Here is a 20000-nt window from a genome sequence, read left to right as displayed (position 1 = left end):
GGCTTGTCTCCTTACGCGATCTTCGTGGTTCGGGGCAGGCAGAGCAGGGATGCGCCGGCGGTCAGAATGACGTCGACCCCTCGCGGAAAGAGGGTTCGATTGTTCCTCCAGATCTCGTCGAACATGGCGGGAAGACCGGCGATCGAAACCTTCGATTGGTCCCTGATGCCGGGCCCGGCGAGAGTGAAGCTGCGTCCTTCGCCGAAGGCGGATACTTCGATGACGACCGTCGCCGATCGGTCGGGATATTCCTGCGTTCCGGATGCAAAGAGATCGAAGGAGCAGACGCCGGCGGAAGCCTGAAGGAAGGCGAACTTCGCCTCCGCCTTCTCCTGCACCATAGCCGCGCCCGTATGGAACGCGATCCATTCGCCGACCGCGGACTTTGCAAGGGATGATTGCAGCCAGACCGGTGTGTCGGCATCGCAAAGGGTAAGGGCGACGGCTGCGGCCGCCTGCCCGAGCGGCGCCGGCTGCCCCGTCTCGACCGCCGTTGTCTGGATGGTGCCCGGACGGGACATGCCGTCCATCAGAAGGCGGAAGACGGCCTGCGCATTCAGCACCGGCTGGGCGAAGCCGCCGGAAAGGGCCTGGAGGTTGGTATTCATCAATCGTCTCCCCGGACCATCGTGAAGAAATCGACCCGTGTCGCTGCGGTTTCCTCCGCCAGCTTGCGGTCCTCGGCCTCTATTCGCGCCGCGACCGGAGCGAGAAGCCTGCTTTCCACGTATGGGCGGGTCTGCTCCTCCTGCCACAGGGCATCGAAGATGGCGCCGAGCCGTGCCTTTGCCTTGTCGGTCCCGAGGGCATGGGCATGGCCGGCGGTGCCGGAGCCGAGCAGCACCGTAGCCCGCGTGACGGTTGCCTCGCCGAGATTGAACGGTCCGCCGCCGCCGCCGATCCGGCCGCGCACCATCACCAGGCCTGTTTCCGGTCCGCGCACGGGCTTGACCTCCGGCTTTGCGGGAAGCGCGTCCCAGGCGGCGCGCAACTCGTCGGCGGAAGCGCGGGCCAGCAGGCTCAATGTACGGCGGCGGGCTTCCGGGGGCGGGGGAGAGGAGGTCGGTAACGGTTCTGACATCTGCACCTCTTAAATGTCTATTGTTATAGACAACCATACAATTTACTGTAGAGTTAAATCCCTCACGTAACAAGAGTATGACATGGCGGCGGATTCGACGGTTCAGAGGCAGAGCGGCGTTGCATTGTGGCGGCAGATCGCCGACCGGATCCGCGCGTCGATTGCCGGCGGCGACTATGACGAGAGCGGTCGGGTGCCGCCGGAGACGGTGCTGGCTGCCCAGTTCGGCGTGAACCGCCACACCGTGCGCAGCGCGCTGGCAGCTCTCGCCCGGGAAGGAATTGTCCGTCCGGTGCAGGGCGTGGGTACGCTGATCGAGCGCAAGGAGCGTCTTAACTTTCCGATTTCCCGCCGGACCCGGTTCATAGAAGGTTTGGGTAGCCAGGCGCGCGAAACGGAAGGCCTGCTTTTGCAATCGGCGCATGAGCCGGCTTCCGCTGACCTGGCGCGCCGGTTGGGGGTGCCGGAAGGGGCTTCCGTCATTCGGCTCGAAACCCTGCGCAAGGCGGATGGCCGCCCCGTGTCGCGGGCCACGGCCTGGTTTCCGGCGGAGCGGTTTTCGGGGATCGATGAGGCCTATCGCGACAGCGGCTCGATCACCGCGGCCTTCAGGAGGCTGGGCCTTGCGGATTACGTTCGTGTTTCGACCGAGGTCACCGCCAGCCATGCCGAATCCGGGGACATGAAGGACCTGGACCTGTCGGCGGGGGCGGTCGTGTTGGTGACGCGGTCGCTGAATGCGGATCCGGAGGGGGTTCCCGTTCAGTACGCCGTCAGCCGGTTTCCGGCGGACCGGGTGCAGTTCACCGTAGAGAACTGAGCCCGGTGCCGTACGTTGCTGTCAATGGGCGTCGGACATGTCGCCCAAGACCTGCTTCGATGCGACGGTGGAATCCGCGTTCAGCCTGTAGACCATCGGCACGCCTGTCGCGAGATTGAGCTTGAGGATCTCTTCCTTGCTCAATCGGTCGAGCACCATGACCAGGGCCCGCAGCGAATTGCCGTGGGCGGCGACCAGCACCGTCTGTCCGCGCAGGACGCGGGGAAGGATCTCCGTCATGTAATAGGGCCAGACGCGTGCGCCGGTATCGCGCAGGCTTTCGCCTCCCGGAGGCGGCACGTCGTAGGAGCGCCGCCAGATATGCACCTGCTCCTCGCCCCATTTGGCACGGGCATCATCCTTGTTGAGGCCGGAGAGATCGCCGTAGTCGCGCTCGTTCAGGGCTTCGTCGCGAATGGTTTCCAGCCCGGTCTGGCCGACCTTGTCGAGGACGATGCGCAGGGTGTCCTGGGCGCGCTTCAGGACGGAGGTGAAGGCGATATCGAACTTCAGCCCGGCATCCGCGAGCGCCTGGCCGCCGGTCTCCGCTTCCCTGATGCCGAGCTCCGTCAGGTCCGGATCGCGCCAGCCCGTGAACAGGTTCTTCAGGTTCCATTCGCTCTGGCCATGGCGAACGAGGACGAGGGTGCCACTCATGAAGTCATTTCCTCCGGATGTCGGTGTTTCAGTCCCAGAACGTCGAGCATGTCGTAGTGGCCGGGCTTCCGGTCGCGGCCCCAAAGCGCGGCTGCGACTGCGCCGCGCGCGAAGATGGAGCGGTCGCGGGCGCTATGGGATAGCGTCACCAGCTCACCCTCACCGGCGAACAGCACGGAATGGTCCCCTACGACGGAGCCGCCTCGAAGCGTCGCAAAGCCGATCGTGCCGGCTTCCCGTGCGCCGGTATGGCCGTCGCGCACCTTGACGGCATTGGCAAGCAGTTGGATCCCGCGTCCAGCCGCGGCGGCCTCGCCGAGAAGCAGGGCGGTCCCGGAAGGAGCATCGACCTTGTGCTTGTGGTGCATTTCGAGAACCTCGATATCCCACTGTGCCGCCGGAAGTGCGCGCGCGGCCTGCTCCGCCAAGACCCCCAGCAGGTTGACGCCGAGGCTCATATTGCCGGACTTGATGATGCGCGCATGCCGCGCCGCCGCCTGGATTTTCGCATCGTCCTCGGCCGAGCAGCCGGTCGTGCCGATCACGTGGACGATCCGCGCCTGCGCCGCAAGGCCGGCGAAATCGACGCTGGAGGCCGGACTGGTGAAGTCCAGCACGCCTTCGGCATCCAGAAACGCCTGTAGCGGATCGGCCGTTATCGGCACGCCCGCCGTACCCGCACCGGCGACCTCGCCCGCATCCTTGCCGAGAAAGGGCGAACCCACCCGCTCGATGGCTGCATGAAGCACTGTGCCTTCGGTTTCGCGGATGACCCGGATCAGTGTCTGGCCCATGCGGCCGGCCGCGCCAACGACGACGAGTTTCATCGGTCTGTCACTCATGCGGTACTACGTTTCCGTCCCTGGATAAGCTGGCGTCGGGAGACTGCAGATTGTTGAGGCGAGCGTAGAGGCCCTCCCGGCGCTGCGCAAGGTCGTCGTGGGTCCCTTCCTCGACGACGCGGCCTTCATGCATGACGACGATCTTGTCGGCATTGACGACGGTGGACAGCCGGTGGGCGATGACGATCACGGTCCGGCCGCTCATCGCCGTTTCGAGCGCCTTCTGTACGGCTGCTTCCGACTCGTTGTCGAGGGCCGATGTCGCTTCGTCGAGAAGCAGGATCGGTGCGTTGCGAACCAGGGCACGGGCGATCGACAGGCGCTGTCGCTGCCCCCCCGAAAGCGTCGCTCCGTTCTCGCCCACGGGCGTGTCGTAGCCGAAGGGCTGCGCCAGGATGAACTCGTGCGCATAGGCAAGCTTCGCCGCTTCCTCCACCTCGGCATCCGTCGCGTCGGGCCGGCCGTAGCGGATATTGTCGCGGATGGTGCCTTCGAAGAGATAGGGCTGCTGCGAGACGTAGGCCAGGTGCCGGCGAAGCGACGCCTTCGTGACATCCCGGACATCCTGGCCGTCAACGAGGATCGCCCCCTCCGAGGGATCGTAGAAGCGTGGTATGAGCGAGATGATCGTGGATTTCCCGGCGCCGGACGGACCCACCAGGGCCGTCGTCCTGCCTCCCTCGGCAACAAGATCGACGTTCCGGAGAATCGGGCTGCCGCCGGCATAGGCGAAAGACACATTGCGGAACTCGATGCGTGCCGCGGTTACCAGCAGATCCACCGCGTCGGGCTTGTCGCGCTGTGTCGGCGGGGTGTCGAGAAGCGCATAGATCATCCGTGCATTGACGACCGCCCGCTCCATATGAACCTGCAGCTTGGCGAGCCGGCGAGCCGGATCGTAGGCCATCAGCAGCGCCGTCACGAAGGCGAAGAACGCACCGGGCGGTACCCCATCATAGATCGACCGGAAGGCGGCATAGGCGAGGACGCTGGAGATCGCGAAGCCCGCGAAGGTCTCGGTCAGCGGCGCGGTCCGTTCGGTGAGGCGTGCAATCCGGTTGGCGCGGTTCTCCGCCTGGCTGATCAGCCTTTCGACCTTCTGCCCAAGTTCCTTCTCCATGGTGAACGCCTTGACGATGGCAATTCCCTGGATGGTCTCCTGCATCGCTCCTTGGACATGGCTGTTCAGCATCACCGATTCGCGGGTAGCGCTACGCAGCCGCCGCGACACGTAGCGCAGCGCGAGGACGAGCGGAGGGGCTACGACGAAGACGATCAGCGAGAGGATAGGGTCCTTGCTCACCATGACGCCGATCAGCGCGATGAGCGTCAGGAAATCGCGGGCGGTCGAGGTCACCGTCAGGTTCAGGACATCGCGGATGCCGTTGACGTTCTGGCTGACCTGGGCGGCAAGATGGGCGGAGCGGGCTTCACTGAAGAAGCCGACCGAAAGCGACATCAGGTGGATGTAGAGGCGGCGCTGGTAGCGGGCCACGATATTGTTGCCGATCTTCGACAGTGTCACCGACTGCCCGTAGGTCGCAAGCCCGCGCAGCACGAAAGCCACGAAGATCGCCCCGCAGATCAGCCATACGATGTCGGCGCGCTGGTTCGCAAAGGCCTCGTTGACCACCGATTCCATGATCCAGGCGGTGAAGGCGGTGGTTGCCGCCACAACCACGAGACAGAAGATCGCGAACGCATAGCCCTTCAGGTGGTCGCGACCGTTTTCGGCGATCACCCGCTTCAGAACGCTGGTGACCGTTTCTGAGTCCAGATGCCGCTTCTTGTCCTTAGCTGAGCCCAATAAGTATGATCCCGTTTCCAGACGGCGCTCGGGGTGGGTCGCCACGTTTGGCGGGTCTATAGCGACCGAAGCCGGGCTTGGCTAGTGCATGGACACCTCGCCCTCCCGCGGAATCAGCGCTGCCAGCGGCGCCCCTGGGTGGAGATGCCGTAGGCTTCCGGTGTGCTGGCATAGCTTCCGAGGCCGGCAAGGGCTGCAAGCGGATGGGTCACCACGAATGTCGGGATGTGCCGCATCAGCTGCGAATGCGGAGCCTTGTCCTCGAAGGCGGCCCGGAACTCCGGAGCCTTGAGGGCGGGAATGATCCTCTGCGAGATGCCGCCGGCCAGGTAGACGCCCCCCTTCGCCATGAACACGAGCGCCATGTCTCCCGCGAGCCGTCCGAGATAGGTGGCAAACAGCGAGACAGTCTCCATGGCCTGGGCATTAGCCCCCGCCTGCCAGGCGGCGGTGACCTCCGAAGGAAGGTTCAGCGAAGGGAGCACGCCGTCAGCCGCACAGACGGCCCGGTAGATGTTGACCATGCCCCGTCCGCAAAGAAGCTGCTCGGCCGATATCCGTCCTTCGATAGGCTCCAGATGCGGAAAGATCCGGAAGTCGCGCCTGCTGCGCGGGCCGATGTCCACATGGCCGCCTTCACCGGGCACCGGAAACCAGGTACCCCGCGCATGAACGAGACCCGCGACGCCGAGGCCGGTACCCGGACCGAGAACCACGCGGGACGCGACGGGTGGCTCCCCGGACGGTCCGATCGTCTCGCGGTAGTCTGCCGTGAGGCAGGCAACCGCCAGGGCCTGCGCCTCGAAATCGTTCAGGACGAGCACGTCCTCGAAGCCCAGGTCGGAGATCAGCGCGTTCGGACGGACGATCCAGTCGCAATTCGTCAAATCGATCTCGTCGCCCTCGATCGGTCCGGCGACGGCAAGGATTGCCGATCGCAGACGAATGGCGGTCTTTTCCAGGACATCCTTGCGGATCGCCTCGTCGATGGTCGGGAAGTCGGCCGTCATGATGTTCGGGAAGCGGACCGGCTCCGCCTCTTCGTCCACGAGGATCGAAAAGCGCGCATTGGTGCCGCCGATGTCGCCGAGCAGGATGGGGAAGGGCAGCCGTTCGTTTTCGGTCGCGTGATGCATTGGTTCCCGATCCGCTATTGGAAGTCGATCAGTTTTTCGGCGGTCGCGCGATTGAGCGCCATGGGAATGTCGTAGACCGTGGCCAGCCGGGTCAAGGCCTTCACGTCGACGTCGTGCGGCATGGATGTCAGCGGATCGATGAAGAAAAGCAGCATGTCGACATCGCCGGTCGCTATCATGGCGCCGATCTGCTGATCCCCGCCCAGCGGCCCGCTCCTGAGGCGCGTGACCTGAAGGTCCGGGCATGCCTCCTGCACCTTGCCCCCGGTCGTGCCGGTCGCGACGATCCTGAACCGCGACAACGCCTTCTGGTGCTGCCGGGCGAAGTCGGCCATGTCGTCCTTCTTCTGATCATGCGCGATCAGCGCGATGCAGGGAAGCGTCAAGACCGTCCTCGCCGTTGCTTAAATCGATTTGCATGGCTTCTACAGGGACTTGCGCCCCTTGAAAAGACCGCTCACGGAAATGGCCGCGGCAGCGGGACCGGCCCAAGGTCCGGAAGCACGGTCGCGCTTTCGATGATCGCCTCGATGTTCTGCGCCGGAGCTGAGGGGGCAGGGGGCGAGTAGGCGGTCAGGCCCGCGCCGAAGGTGGCCTCTTCCAACGTCCGCGCGGGTGCCGCGAGCACGGCGGCGCAGGCCTTCGGAAGATCCGACAGCATGACCTGGCGCGGCTTGACGGGCTTTGCGTTCGGGTCCTTCTTCGGCTTCGCCCAAGGCTCGTCGGTGAACCACCAGGCCAGCGACTTGTCGCAGCCGTCGCCCTTTGCCACCGGCGCCTGCGGCTTGCAGCCGGAAGCGTCGGGCGGGCAGTGGATGCGGATATGGAAATGCTCGTCATGGCCGTAGATCGGGCGAACCTTCCCGAGGAGCGACCGGTCGCCGCGCCAGGTCTCGCAGAGCTTCTTCTTGATCGCCGGATTGACGAAGACCCGCTCCACTTCCGGGTAGCTGGCGGCCTGCATCACCACCCGGGTATGGGTCTGCGTCCACCGCCGCGCGTCGACGGTCAGGAATCTGCTCTTGTCTAGCATGGAGGTGAAGGGCAGGTCCTCGCGTTCCTGGGGTGTCAGGGGCTGTGCCGGCCTCGGCGTGAACCAGATGTCCGCGTCCAGCCCGATCTGATGCGAGGCATGTCCGAACAGCATCGGCCCCCCGCGCGGCTGCGAGACGTCGCCGATCAGGATTCCCGTGCCCCAGCCGAGGCTCGCCGCATCCTTTGAAAATCGCTCCAGCAGCGCGATCATCCGCGGATGCCCCCAGCGTCGGTTGCGGGACAGACGCATCGCCTGCCACGTGGGACCGTCGGTCGGTATGGCCACGGCGCCCGCCATGCATCCCTTGGCATAGGATCCGAAAGGGGCAGGTTCTGCCCTGCTCGGCAGTTTCGCTCCGCCGAACAGCTCTTTCGCCGGTCGGGTCTCGGCCGCTCCCGGACCTGCCAGGAAAGTCAGGCAAAGGCCGGCCGCGAGCAGTTGCTTCAAGATGCATGATATCCGCATGGCGGCAGATCGTCCCCGCAAATCACTTTCGGTGGAATCTAGCGTGGATCGCAATTTTGGTGAAATGGAGATCTGGCGCCCCGGTCGTCGGCCGGTGATAAAACGCTTGTGAGGCGGGTAGCCTGTTTTTTGCCGGACTTTGCCCTATGCTTCGGCGCAAGAACAACAAAGGGGTTTCGCATGTTGGCTCGCCGTCTGGCCGTTTTCCTGTTGTCGCTGTCGCTTGCCGCACCGGCTCTTGCGCAGGAGGCGCAACAAGAATGGCGGCATGGCATCGCGACCGTCGGCGAACTGAAGTATCCGGAAGGCTTCCCCCGCTTCGACTATGTCAACCCGCAGGCACCCAAGGGCGGCCAGTTGCGGCTCGCCGTCGAAGGAAGCTTCGATACGCTGAACCCGCTGCTCGCCCGGGGAGAGGCGGCGACCGGGCTGACACATGTGTTCGAGCCGCTGATGGCGGCCTCGGAAGATGAACTGTCCTCCATGTACGGCCTTCTGGCGGAATCGCTGCGATACCCTAAAGACTACTCGTCCGTTACCTTCCGCCTGCGTCAGGAGGCCCGCTGGGCCGACGGCGAGCCGGTGACGCCTGAGGATGTCATCTTCAGCTTCGAGAATGCCAAGAAGAGCGTTCCGCAGATGGAGTTCTACTACCGGCATGTGGTGAAGGCGGAGAAGACCGGCGAGCGGGAAATCACCTTCACCTTCGATGAACCGAACAATCGGGAACTGCCGCAGATCGTCGGCCAGCTGACCATCGTGCCCAAGCACTGGTGGGAAGGCCAGGCGTCGGATGGCCGGTCCCGCGATATCGCCCAGACGACGCTTGAGCCGCCGCTCGGCTCCGGTCCCTACAGGATCGTGTCCGTGACACCAGGCTCGGCGATCACCTACGAGCTGCGCGACGACTACTGGGGTAAGGATCTCAACGTCAATATCGGCCAGAACAATTTCGGCCGCATCGAGTATCGCTACTACGCAGACCGCGACGTGATGTTCGAGTCCTTCCGGTCCGGCAATGAGGACTACTGGTTCGAAAACATGGCCCGCCGCTGGGCCACGGCCTATGATTTTCCCGCGGTCAGGGACGGGCGGATAAAGCGCGAAGAACTCGAGAACGACATGCGCAAGCTCGGCGTCATGGTCGGCTTCGTGTTCAACACCCGCCGCGAAAAATTCTCCGATCCTCGGGTGCGCGAGGCACTGAACTATGCCTTCGACTTCGAGGAACTGCGCCGGACGATCTTCTACGATTCCTATGACCGGGTGGACAGCTTCTTCTTCCGCACCGAGCTCGCCTCGTCGGGTCTTCCGGAGGGAAGGGAACTGGAGATCCTCAACGAGGTAAGGGAACTCGTGCCTGCGCGTGTGTTCACCCAGCCATACAAAAATCCCGTCAACGGCGATCCGCAGAAGCTGCGCGAGAACCTCAGGACGGCCGTGGGAATGTTGAAGGAGGCTGGCTACGAGCTGAAGGGCAACCGCATGGTCAACGCCGCGACCGGGGAGCCGCTGTCTTTCGAAATCATGCTGGGAGGTCCGACCATCGAGCCCGTCGCGCTCGCTTTCGCCCGGAACCTCAAGATGATCGGGGTGGAGGCTACGGTACGGAGCGTGGAACAGTCGCAGTTTACCAACCGCTGGCGCTCGCGCGACTTCGACGTCATGTACAACGCCTGGGGGCAAAGCATCAATCCCGGCAATGAGCAGGCGGAATACTGGGGATCCGAGGCCGCAAAGCGGGAGGGATCGCAAAACTACAGCGGGATCGCCGATCCCGGGGTCGATGCGCTCATCCGGAAGGTCATCTTCGCGGCCGACCGCGAGGAGCAGGTCGCGGCGGTGAAAGCCCTCGACCGGGTCCTGCTCGCGCATCACATCGTGGTGCCGAGCTACAGCTCCAAGACCCTGCGTTTCGCCTACTGGAACACCATCGCCCATGGGGACAACCTGCCGGAATATTCCAGCGGCTTCCCCTCGCTCTGGTGGTCCACGAAAGCTGCGAACTAGCCTCCCCTGCGCCACCTGTGGCATCAGTAGGAGCAATGCGAATCAAGTGGACGCACCTTGGGTGCCTGGAAGGAAGAGGATTGACGCAGCCAGTGCTGACCGCCCGTGATCGGGCGCTGGACGGAGCCAGGGCCTGATGGGCGCCTATATCCTCAGACGCCTGTTGCTGATGATCCCGACGATGATCGGAATCATGGGCATTTCCTTCCTGGTCGTCCAGTTCGCGCCGGGCGGCCCGGTCGAGCAGGTAATCGCCCAGCTCACGGGGCAGGGCGACAGCGCGTCCGACCGCCTGTCGGGCGGAGGCGATCTGCTGGGCTCGCAAGGAGGCTTCGAAGACAACTCCCGCTATCGCGGCGCGCAAGGTCTCGACCCGGAGTTCATCGCGAAGCTCGAGCAGCAATTCGGTTTCGACAAGCCGCCGCTGACGCGCTTCCTGGACATGATGTGGGACTACCTCCGCTTCGACTTCGGCGAGAGCTTCTTCCGCAACGCCTCCGTCATCGACCTGATCATCGACAAGCTGCCGGTTTCGATCTCGCTCGGCTTCTGGATCCTCCTCGTCTCCTACCTCATCTCGATCCCGCTGGGCATTCGCAAGGCGGTCAGGGACGGGACGGCGTTCGACGTCTGGACCTCGGGCGTCATCATCGTCGGCTATGCGGTTCCGAGCTTCCTGTTCGGCATCCTGCTCATCGTGCTGTTTGCGGGCGGCTCCTTCTTCGACTGGTTCCCCTTGCGGGGCCTCGTCTCCGACAACTTCGACCAGCTTTCCTGGTGGGAGAAGATCATCGATTATTTCTGGCATCTGACCCTGCCGCTGATCGCGCTCTCGCTGTCGGCATTCGCGACCACGACGCTGCTGACGAAGAATTCCTTCCTGGACGAGATCCGCAAGCAGTACGTGGTCACCGCCCGCGCCAAGGGGTTGGCGGAACGGCAGGTTCTGTACGGCCACGTCTTCCGTAACGCGATGCTGATCGTCATCGCCGGCTTCCCCGGAGCCTTCATCTCGGCTTTCTTCACGGGCTCGCTGCTGATCGAGAACATCTTCTCGCTCGACGGACTGGGGCGTCTGGGCTACCTGGCGGTCGTGAACCGCGACTACCCCATCGTCTTCGGCACCCTCTATATCTTCTCGCTGATGGGCCTGGTCGTCAGCCTCATCTCCGACCTGATCTACACCTGGATCGATCCGCGCATCGATTTCGAACGGAGGGATGTCTGAATGACGACGTCATCCCTGACCTCCCCGTCCGCGGAAACTACGTCTTCCCCGAAGCGGGGCTGGCTCTCGCCCACCAATCGCCGCCGGCTTCAGAACTTCCGGGCCAACAGGCGCGGCTACTGGTCCTTCTGGATCTTCATGGTCCTGTTCGTTCTCAGCCTTTTCGCCGAGCTGATCGCCAATGACCGGCCCATCATCGCCTCCTACAAGGGCGAGATCCTCTTTCCCGTCCTTGTGGATTATCCCGAGGAGAAGTTCGGCGGCTTCCTTGCCGTCACCGACTACCGCTCCTCCTTCATTTCCGACGAGATAGAGGCGAACGGGTGGCTCGTGTGGCCGCCGATCCGGTATTCCTACCAGACCGTCAATTCCAACATTCCGCACTCGGCACCGACGCCGCCCTTCTGGCTGATGGAGAAGGAAGAGCGCTGCACCGGCTACCCCCTCGGCGCGGAGGATCCAGGCTGTACGCTCGGCAACCTGAACTGGCTCGGGACCGACGATCAGGCGCGGGACGTGGCGGCGCGCATGATCTACGGGTTCCGCATCTCGGTCCTCTTCGGCCTTGCACTGACCATCGCCTCGGCCGTCATCGGCGTCACCGCCGGAGCGATCCAGGGCTATTTCGGCGGCTGGACGGATCTGCTGTTCCAGCGCTTCATCGAGATCTGGTCGTCGATGCCGGTGCTCTACATCCTGCTGATCATCGCCGCCATCATGCCGCCCGGCTTCTTCGTCCTTCTCGGCATCATGCTGCTCTTCTCATGGGTGGGTTTCGTGGGTGTCGTACGGGCAGAGTTCCTCCGGGCACGCAATTTCGAATACGTGAACGCGGCCCGTGCCCTCGGGGTCGGCAACTGGACGATCATGTTCCGCCACCTCCTGCCGAACGCCATGGTGGCGACGCTGACCTTCCTGCCCTTCATCCTGTCCGGGTCGATCGCCACGCTGACATCCCTGGACTTCCTGGGCTTCGGCATGCCGCCGGGATCGCCGTCGCTGGGTGAAATGATCGCGCAGGGCAAGAACAACCTGCAGGCTCCCTGGCTCGGTCTTACCGCCTTTTTCACGATGTCGATCATGCTGTCGCTGCTGATCTTCATCGGCGAGGCGGTCCGCGACGCCTTCGATCCGCGCAAGACCTTCCGGTGAGATCATGACAGAACCGCTTCTTTCCGTTCACGATCTGTCCGTGGCCTTCCATCAGGGAGAGGCGAGGTCGCTTGCCGTGGACCGCGTTTCCTTCGATATCATGCCGGGCGAGGTCATGGCGTTGGTCGGCGAATCGGGCTCCGGCAAGTCCGTTACGGCCAATTCGATCCTGAAGCTTCTGCCGTACCCCGCGGCGAGCCATCCGTCCGGAGAGATACTGTTTGCGGGACAGGATCTGCTGAAGGCTTCGGAGCCTGCGTTGCGGCGCGTGCGCGGCAACGATATCACCATGATCTTCCAGGAGCCGATGACGTCGCTCAACCCGCTCCACACGATCGAAAAGCAGATCGGCGAAATCCTCGACCTGCACCAGGCTATGACCGGCGACGCCGCCCGGCGGCGGATCCTCGAACTTCTCAACCAGGTGGGGATCCGGGAGCCGGAAAAGCGTCTGCAGGCCTATCCGCACCAGCTTTCCGGCGGACAGCGGCAGCGTGTGATGATTGCCATGGCGCTCGCCAACCGCCCGAGGCTGCTGATCGCCGACGAGCCGACCACGGCTCTCGACGTCACCGTGCAGGCGCAGATCCTAGAGCTTCTGCGGCGTCTCAAGGGCGAGCACGGCATGTCCATGCTGTTCATCACCCACGACCTCGGCATCGTCCGCAAATTCGCAGACCGCGTCTGCGTCATGACGAAGGGGAAGATCGTAGAGACAGGCCCCGTCGAGGAGGTTTTCGTCAATCCGCAGCACGAATACACTCGACATCTGCTGGCATCGGAGCCTAGGGGCGAGCCCCCGGCCGCAGATCCGTCCCGGCCCGTGGTGATGGAAGGGCGGGATATCCGCGTATGGTTCCCGATCAAGGCGGGGCTCCTGCGCAAGGTGGTGGATCACGTCAAGGCGGTGGATGGCGTCAGCCTTTCCCTCCGGGCCGGCGAAACGCTCGGCGTCGTCGGTGAATCGGGGTCGGGCAAGACGACGCTCGGGCTGGCGCTGGCGCGGCTGATCTCCTCCGAGGGACGGATCGCCTTCGTCGGCCACGACATCGACCGGTTCACCTTCAAGCAGATGCGGCCGCTGCGGGACCGGCTGCAGGTGGTCTTCCAGGATCCCTTCGGCTCGCTCAGCCCCCGGATGTCCGTCGGAGAAATCGTCGCCGAAGGCCTGAAGGTCCATGAGCGAAGCCTGTCCCCGGAGGAGCGCGATCAACGGGTCTGCTGGGCCTTGACCGAGGTCGGTCTCGATCCGGACACCCGCTGGCGCTATCCGCACGAATTCTCCGGCGGGCAGCGGCAGCGCATCGCGATTGCGCGCGCCATGGTGCTGAAGCCCCGTTTCGTGATGCTCGACGAGCCGACCTCCGCCCTGGACATGACCGTGCAGGCGCAGGTGGTCGATCTCCTGCGCGACCTGCAGAAAAAGCACGATCTCGCCTACCTCTTCATCAGCCATGACCTGAAGGTGGTGAAGGCGCTCGCCAACCACGTTATCGTCATGCGCGGCGGAAAGGTGGTCGAGGAAGGGCCGGCGGCGCGGATATTCGACGCCCCGCTGGAAGCCTATACGAAGGCCCTCATGGCCGCCGCCTTCAATATCGAAGCCGTGGAAACGGCTGCAATCAGCCAATAGGAGCAGGATCCTCGAATGGCCGCCGCGAACGCCGTTGTCGTAGACTTGAAGTTCGAACGCCGGGAGGTGGACCGCGCCGTGGGCGAAGCCTTCCGGGACAGGATGGTCCTGCATGCCTCCGACCGCGAATGCGACCTTTCGGATGCCCGCTACGCGGTCGTCTGGAAGCCTGGGCCGGATCTTTTCAGGAGGGCTCCGAAACTGGAGGTGCTGTTCTCCGGTGGTGCCGGCGTCGATCATGTCCTGTCGCTTCCGGACCTCCCGGATATTCCGATTGTCCGGTTCGTCGATCCGAGCCTGACGACGCGCATGAGCGAATGGGTGGTCCTGCAATGCCTCAGCCACCTGCGCCAGGTGCCTGCCTATCTGAGGCAGCAGCGGGACCGCGTCTGGCGGGAACTCCCCCAGCCGGAGGCGCGGGAGGTCACGGTCGGGATCATGGGCCTCGGTGTTCTCGGACAGGATTCCGCCACCAAGCTCAGGATGATGGGGTTCAACGTCCTCGGCTGGTCGCGCCGAAAGAAAATGCTGGCGGGCGTGGAGACCTATGACGCGGAGGGGCTGGACAAATTTCTCTCCCGCACGGACGTGCTCGTTGGTCTGTTGCCGCTGACGGACGGCACGCGAGGGATATTCAACAACGCGCTTTTCGCCAGGCTCCGCCAGGGTGGCGCCCTGGGAAAACCCGTCTTCATCAATGCCGGCCGCGGCGGAAGCCAGGTGGAGGCCGATCTGCGGGAGGCGCTTCGGACGGGGATATTGGGCGGAGCCTCGCTCGATGTGTTCGAGCAGGAGCCGTTGCCGGCCGGCGATCCGCTCTGGGGCATGGACAACGTCATCGTCACGCCGCATGCCGCTTCGGCCACGGACGTGCGCGCCTTGTTCCGCCATGTCGAGCGGCAGATCGGACGCTATGAGGCGGGCGACTCGTTGGAGAACCTGGTGGATCGAACCACCGGCTACTGAGTGACGGAACTTCAGGGCGCTCCGTCCGTTCCATTTTGCGATGGAAGGCAGGATGGCGCGAAGGAGCGACGTGATGAATAGCCGTTTTAATCCGAATGACCCCAGCGGCAACGGCCGTGGTGGAGCAGAGCGTCCCGGAACGCCCCTGAGCGCTACAGAGGCCCGGCAGGGCCGCGCCGGGTTTCCGGTGCTTAAGGTGTTGATCGCCGGCATCGTGCTGGTGATGATCGCTTGGGGCGTAGCCGAGATCTGGGGTCAGTCGACCGAGCCGCCGGCCGAACAGACGGCGACCCCGCCTGCCGGAGACACGGCTCCCGCGACCCAGCAGGCGCAGCCTTCCGCCAACCCGGCGGACGCGCCGGCGCCGGCGCCCGCGGCGGGCAATGCCCCTGCCGACTGAGGTTGCAAAACCGCAAGACTCAGCTTCGGCCGCGACGTCAGCGGCCGATATGCCGTGTGGACTTACCCGCCATTTTTCCCTAAGTCTTGCGACCTGGAGGAAACTTCGGTTTCCTCCAGTCGATGGGGCGATCCGGTTCCGTTGCGGACCAGGGCAGGGCAGGCATGACCAAGACGGATATCGCGACGAGGGTCTACAACCATACTTGGAAGCTGGACCCTATCATCCGCAGCCTGATCGACACGGACTTCTACAAGCTCCTGATGCTGCAGATGATTTGGAAGCTCTATCCGGATGTCGATGCGACCTTCTCCCTTATCAATCGGACGAAGACTGTTCGCCTTGCCGAGGAGATCGACGAGGGGGCGCTGCGAGAGCAACTCGATCATGCCCGCAGCGTCAAGCTGTCGAAGAAGGAGATGATCTGGCTCGCCGGTAACACGTTCTACGGCCGCAAGCAGATTTTCGAGCCCGAATTCCTGAGTTGGCTCGCCTCCTACCGGCTTCCGGAATACGAGCTGTCGAAGAAGGACGGGCAGTACGAGCTGAACTTCCACGGCCGCTGGATGGATACGACGCTCTGGGAAATCCCGGCACTTGCGATCATCAACGAGCTCCGCTCGCGGGCCGCCATGCGGCGGATGGGGCTTTTCACGCTTGACGTGCTGTATGCGCGGGCCAAGGCGAAGATGTGGGAAAAGGTGGAGCGTCTCCGCGATCTTCCGGGGCTGCGCATTTCCGATTTCGGAACCCGGCGCCGACACAGCTTCCTGTGGCAGCGCTGGTGCGTGGAGGCGCTGAAGGAAGGCATCGGCCCGGCCTTCACCGGGACGAGCAATGTCCTCCTGGCGATGGATTCCGACCTCGAGGCCGTGGGGACGAATGCGCACGAACTGCCCATGGTGGTGGCGGCGCTGGCAAACAGCGACGAAGAGCTTCGGGCGGCTCCATTCAAGGTCCTGAAGGATTGGAACCGGCTCTACGGCGGAAACCTGCTGATCGTGCTGCCGGACGCCTTCGGTACGACCGCGTTCCTGCGTGACGCGCCCGAATGGGTAGCCGACTGGACCGGTTTCCGGCCGGACAGCGCCCCGCCGATCGAAGGCGGAGAGAAGATCATCGACTGGTGGCAGAAGATGGGGCGAGACCCGAAGGGCAAGCTGCTGATCTTTTCGGACGGGCTCGATGTCGATGCGATCATCGACACCTATCGCCACTTCGAGGGCCGCGTTCGCATGAGCTTCGGCTGGGGCACCAATCTGACCAACGACTTCGCGGGCTGCGCTCCGCAGCATGTCGAAAGCCTCAAGCCGATCTCGCTGGTATGCAAGGTCAGCGAGGCGAACGGCCGGCCGGCGGTGAAGCTCTCCGACAATCCGCGCAAGGCCACCGGCGACCCGAAGGAAGTCGAGCGTTACCTGAAATTCTTCGGCAGACAGGACCGGGTGGACAAGGAAGTCCTGGTCTAGGCTCTGCCCCATGCGGCCAGGGATGCCGCGCGGACCGGAATGGCAGGCCCGCGCGGCGGTGGAGGCATTATTCCGCCGGAGAGAAAGCGGGCACCTCCGCCATGCCCGAGCGCCGCAGGGGACGGCGGCCGGTCAGGATGCGGACGAGCAGATAGAAGACCGGCGTCATGAAGATGCCGAAGAAGGTCACGCCGATCATGCCGGAGAAGACGGCCACGCCCATCGCCGAACGCATTTCCGCTCCTGCTCCGGTCGAGATCACCAGCGGCACGACGCCCATGATGAAGGCCATGGAGGTCATCAGGATGGGACGCAGGCGCAAGCGGCTCGCCTCGACCGCCGCTTCATAGGGCGAGCGCCCCTCGATCTCCAGCTCGCGGGCGAACTCGACGATCAGGATCGCGTTCTTCGCCGACAGCCCCACCAGCACCACAAGCCCGATCTGGGTGAAGATGTTGTTGTCGCCGCCCGTCAGCCAGACGCCCGTCAGGGCGGCCAGAACGCCCATGGGTACGATCATGATGATCGACAATGGCAGCGTCAGGCTCTCGTACTGCGCGGCCAGCACGAGGTAGACGAGGAGAAGCGCCAGCGGGAAGACGACGATCGAGGAATTGCCGGCGAGGATCTCCTGGTAGGTCAGGTCTGTCCATTCGAAGTCGATCCCCTGCGGCACCGTCTCCCGGACGATCTTCTCGATCGCCGCCTGCGCCTGGCCGGAAGAGAAGCCTGGTGCCGGGCCGCCATTGATGTCTGCGGCCAGGAAGCCGTTATACCGGGTGGTGCGTTCCGGCCCCGTCGTCTCCTCAACCTTGAGGAGGGCCGAGAGTGGGATCATCTCGCCCGATCGAGAGCGCACCTTCAACTCGCCGATATCCTCCGCCTCGGCGCGGAACTTCGCGTCCGCCTGCACCCGGACGCTGTAGGTGCGGCCGAAGGCGTTGAAGTCGTTGACGTAGAGGGAGCCGAGGTAGATCTGCAGCGTCTCGAAGACATCCGTTACCGCCACGCCCAACTGTTCCGCCTTCGCCCTGTCCACGTCGGCATAGAGCTGCGGGACGTTGATCTGGAAGCTGGAGAAGATGCCGGCCAGTTCCGGCGTCTGGTAGGCCTTGGCGAGAACCGCCTTGGTCGCTTCGTCCAGGGTCTGGTAGCCGTAGCCGGCGCGGTCCTCGATCTGCAGTTTGAAACCGCCCGTCTGGCCGAGGCCGTTGACCGGCGGCGGCGGGAACATGGCGATGAAGGCTTCCTGAATACCGGCATATTTCTGGTTCAGCGCCATGGCGATGGCGCCGCCGGAAAGCTCGGGTGTCTCGCGCTCCTCGAAATCGTCGAGGACCGCAAAGACGATCCCGGCGTTCGATCCGATGGTGAAGCCGTTGATCGAAAGCCCCGGAAAGGCGATGGCATGCTCGACACCCGGCTGCTCCAGGGCGATGTCGCTCATCTTCCGGATGACCTCTTCCGTTCGGTCGAGGGTGGCGCCGTCCGGAAGCTGGGCAAAACCGATCAGGTATTGCTTGTCCTGCGCCGGCACGAAGCCGCCTGGAACGGCAGTGAACACGCTGTAGGTGGCGCCGACGAGCGCCAGGTAGACGGCCATCACCAGGCTCTTGCGGGACAGAAGTCCTCCCACGGTGCGGCCATAGCCGTTCGATGCGGCCCCGAAGGCCCGGTTGAAGCCGCGGAAGAACCATCCGAACAACCGGTCCATCACGCGCGTCAGCCAGTCCTTGGGCGCGTGATGATCCTTCAGGAGGAGTGCCGCAAGCGCTGGCGACAGGGTAAGCGAGTTGATCGCCGAGATGACGGTGGAGATAGCGATCGTCAGCGCGAACTGCCGGTAGAATTGTCCCGACAGGCCGGTGATGAAGGCAAGGGGCACGAAGACCGCGACGAGCACGAGTGCGATGGCGATGATCGGCCCCGACACTTCCCGCATGGCGCGATAGGTTGCATCGCGTGGCGAGAGCCCGTTTTCGATATTTCGCTCGACGTTCTCGACAACCACGATCGCATCGTCGACGACAATACCGATCGCGAGCACCAGTCCGAAGAGCGTCAACGCGTTGATCGAGAAGCCGAAGACATACATGACGGCGAAGGTGCCGATGATCGAGACCGGGACGGCGATCAGCGGGATGATCGAGGCGCGCCAAGTCTGCAGGAACAGGATGACGACGAGCACGACCAGCGCCACTGCCTCCAGCAGCGTCTCGACAACCTTTTCGATCGAGGCGCGCACGAACTTGGTTGTGTCGTAGACGATCTCGTATTTCACGCCTTCCGGCATCGCCAGTTGGAGCTGGTCCATGGTCGCCGTCACGTTGTCTGCGATCTCGATGGCGTTCGAGCCCGGTGCCTGCAGGACGGCGACGGCGACTGCGGGCTGGCCGTCGAGCAGCGAGCGCAGGGTGTAGTCGGCGGCTCCCAACTCGATGCGCGCCACGTCGCGCAGGCGGGTGATCTCACCGTTTTCACCGCTCTTGACGATGATGGCGCCGAACTCCTCCGGCGTTGCGAGACGACCCTGCGCGTTGACGTTGAGTTGCAGGCCGGTGTCAGGAAGGCTCGGCGACGCGCCGATGATGCCGGCCGCCGCCTGGACGTTCTGCGCGCGGATGGCATTGCTGATGTCGCTTGCGGCCAGTCCATGCTCCGCCGCCTTCTGCGGGTCGATCCAGACCCGCATCGAATAGTCGCCGGCGCCGAAGACCTGGACCTGCCCGACGCCCTCGATCCGGGCGAGCCGGTCCTTGATGTTGAGGGTGGCATAGTTGCGCAGGTAGGTGATGTCGTAGCCGTCGTTTTCCGAGACCAGGTTGACGACCATGATGAAGTCCGGCGAGCTCTTTACCGTGGTGATTCCGAGAGCCCGGACCTCCGCCGGCAGGCGCGGTTCAGCCTGGGCCACCCGGTTCTGGACGAGTTGCTGCGCCTTGTCGGGATCCGTGCCGAGCTTGAAGGTGACGGTGACGGTGAGAACGCCGTCAGAGGTCGCCTGGCTGGACATGTAGAGCATGTCCTCCACGCCGTTGATCTGCTCCTCCAGCGGCGTCGCCACCGTCTCGGCGATCACGGTCGGGTTGGCGCCGGGATAGGTGGCGCGCACCACGATCGACGGTGGCACCACCTCGGGATATTCCGAGATCGGCAGGGCACGCAGGCCGATGAGGCCGGCCACCACGATCAGGATGGACAGAACGGCGGCGAAGACCGGACGATCCACGAAAAATCTGGATATATTCATATCGGTACCCTCTCTCCAGGGCTGAAAACGAGGCACGGGGAAGCCCGG

Annotated in this window: 17 protein-coding genes; 8 read left to right on the top strand and 9 right to left on the bottom strand. The window is 64.0% G+C overall.

Annotated features, from left to right (window positions below; all coding sequences use genetic code 11):
* Positions 1–11: 11 nt before the first annotated feature.
* Entirely contained in the window at positions 12–608 is a 597-nt protein-coding gene (gene phnH / locus RTCK_RS04940; protein WP_142591980.1) for a phosphonate C-P lyase system protein PhnH, read from the bottom strand.
* Positions 608–1081 (bottom strand): phosphonate C-P lyase system protein PhnG, encoded by a 474-nt coding sequence (gene phnG, locus RTCK_RS04935; RefSeq protein ID WP_142591979.1) that lies wholly within the window; start codon positions 1079–1081, stop codon positions 608–610. The genes phnH and phnG overlap by 1 nt, the downstream gene beginning before the upstream one ends.
* Positions 1082–1163: 82 nt before the next feature.
* Here phnG and phnF point away from each other — a divergent pair, with 82 nt between their 5' ends.
* Complete coding sequence (phnF, locus tag RTCK_RS04930; protein ID WP_142591978.1) at positions 1164–1901, top strand: phosphonate metabolism transcriptional regulator PhnF; 738 nt, start codon at positions 1164–1166, stop codon at positions 1899–1901.
* A 21-nt stretch (positions 1902–1922) separates the two neighbouring features.
* Here the strand turns inward: phnF and RTCK_RS04925 are convergent, their stop codons facing one another.
* The 6 genes from RTCK_RS04925 to mepA all read right to left on the bottom strand — a co-directional run bounded on the left by RTCK_RS04925 (position 1923) and on the right by mepA (position 7844).
* Entirely contained in the window at positions 1923–2558 is a 636-nt protein-coding gene (locus RTCK_RS04925) for a 2,3-bisphosphoglycerate-dependent phosphoglycerate mutase (protein WP_142591977.1), read from the bottom strand.
* Entirely contained in the window at positions 2555–3400 is an 846-nt protein-coding gene (gene dapB, locus RTCK_RS04920) for a 4-hydroxy-tetrahydrodipicolinate reductase (protein ID WP_142522195.1), read from the bottom strand. The genes RTCK_RS04925 and dapB overlap by 4 nt, the downstream gene beginning before the upstream one ends.
* Complete coding sequence (locus RTCK_RS04915) at positions 3393–5207, bottom strand: ABC transporter ATP-binding protein (protein ID WP_142591976.1); 1815 nt, start codon at positions 5205–5207, stop codon at positions 3393–3395. The genes dapB and RTCK_RS04915 overlap by 8 nt, the downstream gene beginning before the upstream one ends.
* Positions 5208–5320: 113 nt before the next feature.
* The gene (locus RTCK_RS04910; RefSeq protein WP_142591975.1) at positions 5321–6343 is read right to left on the bottom strand and encodes a glucokinase; all 1023 of its coding nucleotides are present in this window, start codon (positions 6341–6343) and stop codon (positions 5321–5323) included.
* 14 nt (positions 6344–6357) lie between these two features.
* Positions 6358–6729 carry a methylglyoxal synthase gene (locus tag RTCK_RS04905; protein ID WP_268963121.1) on the bottom strand — a complete coding sequence of 124 codons (372 nt, stop codon included), beginning with the start codon at positions 6727–6729 and terminating at the stop codon, positions 6358–6360.
* Positions 6730–6800: 71 nt separating this feature from the next.
* On the bottom strand, positions 6801–7844 hold the full coding sequence (mepA, locus tag RTCK_RS04900) for a penicillin-insensitive murein endopeptidase (protein ID WP_142591974.1): 1044 nt from the start codon (positions 7842–7844) through the stop codon (positions 6801–6803).
* A 180-nt stretch (positions 7845–8024) separates the two neighbouring features.
* Here mepA and RTCK_RS04895 point away from each other — a divergent pair, with 180 nt between their 5' ends.
* From RTCK_RS04895 to pncB, 7 genes are all read left to right on the top strand, one after another.
* Positions 8025–9854, top strand: a complete 1830-nt coding sequence (locus RTCK_RS04895; RefSeq protein WP_142591973.1) for an extracellular solute-binding protein — start codon at positions 8025–8027, stop codon at positions 9852–9854.
* Positions 9855–9990: 136 nt separating this feature from the next.
* Positions 9991–11082 carry a microcin C ABC transporter permease YejB gene (locus RTCK_RS04890; protein WP_142522190.1) on the top strand — a complete coding sequence of 364 codons (1092 nt, stop codon included), beginning with the start codon at positions 9991–9993 and terminating at the stop codon, positions 11080–11082.
* A complete protein-coding gene (locus tag RTCK_RS04885; protein WP_142522189.1) occupies positions 11083–12234 on the top strand; it encodes an ABC transporter permease in 1152 nt (383 codons plus the stop codon).
* Between the two features lie 4 nt (positions 12235–12238).
* Complete coding sequence (locus RTCK_RS04880) at positions 12239–13867, top strand: ABC transporter ATP-binding protein (RefSeq protein WP_142522188.1); 1629 nt, start codon at positions 12239–12241, stop codon at positions 13865–13867.
* Between the two features lie 15 nt (positions 13868–13882).
* Complete coding sequence (locus tag RTCK_RS04875; RefSeq protein ID WP_142591972.1) at positions 13883–14833, top strand: 2-hydroxyacid dehydrogenase; 951 nt, start codon at positions 13883–13885, stop codon at positions 14831–14833.
* Between the two features lie 73 nt (positions 14834–14906).
* The gene (locus RTCK_RS04870; RefSeq protein WP_142591971.1) at positions 14907–15233 is read left to right on the top strand and encodes a hypothetical protein; all 327 of its coding nucleotides are present in this window, start codon (positions 14907–14909) and stop codon (positions 15231–15233) included.
* A 164-nt stretch (positions 15234–15397) separates the two neighbouring features.
* Positions 15398–16702, top strand: a complete 1305-nt coding sequence (gene pncB / locus RTCK_RS04865) for a nicotinate phosphoribosyltransferase (protein WP_142522185.1) — start codon at positions 15398–15400, stop codon at positions 16700–16702.
* A gap of 67 nt (positions 16703–16769) precedes the next feature.
* Here pncB and RTCK_RS04860 read toward each other — a convergent pair whose 3' ends face one another.
* Positions 16770–19952, bottom strand: a complete 3183-nt coding sequence (locus RTCK_RS04860; RefSeq protein ID WP_142591970.1) for an efflux RND transporter permease subunit — start codon at positions 19950–19952, stop codon at positions 16770–16772.
* Positions 19953–20000 lie beyond the last annotated feature (48 nt).

The organism is Pseudorhizobium endolithicum, assembly GCF_902153245.2.
GTDB lineage: Bacteria > Pseudomonadota > Alphaproteobacteria > Rhizobiales > Rhizobiaceae > Neorhizobium > Neorhizobium endolithicum.
The sequence above is the reverse complement of the archived record's forward strand: the minus strand, read 5'-3'. Positions and strand labels throughout refer to the sequence as shown.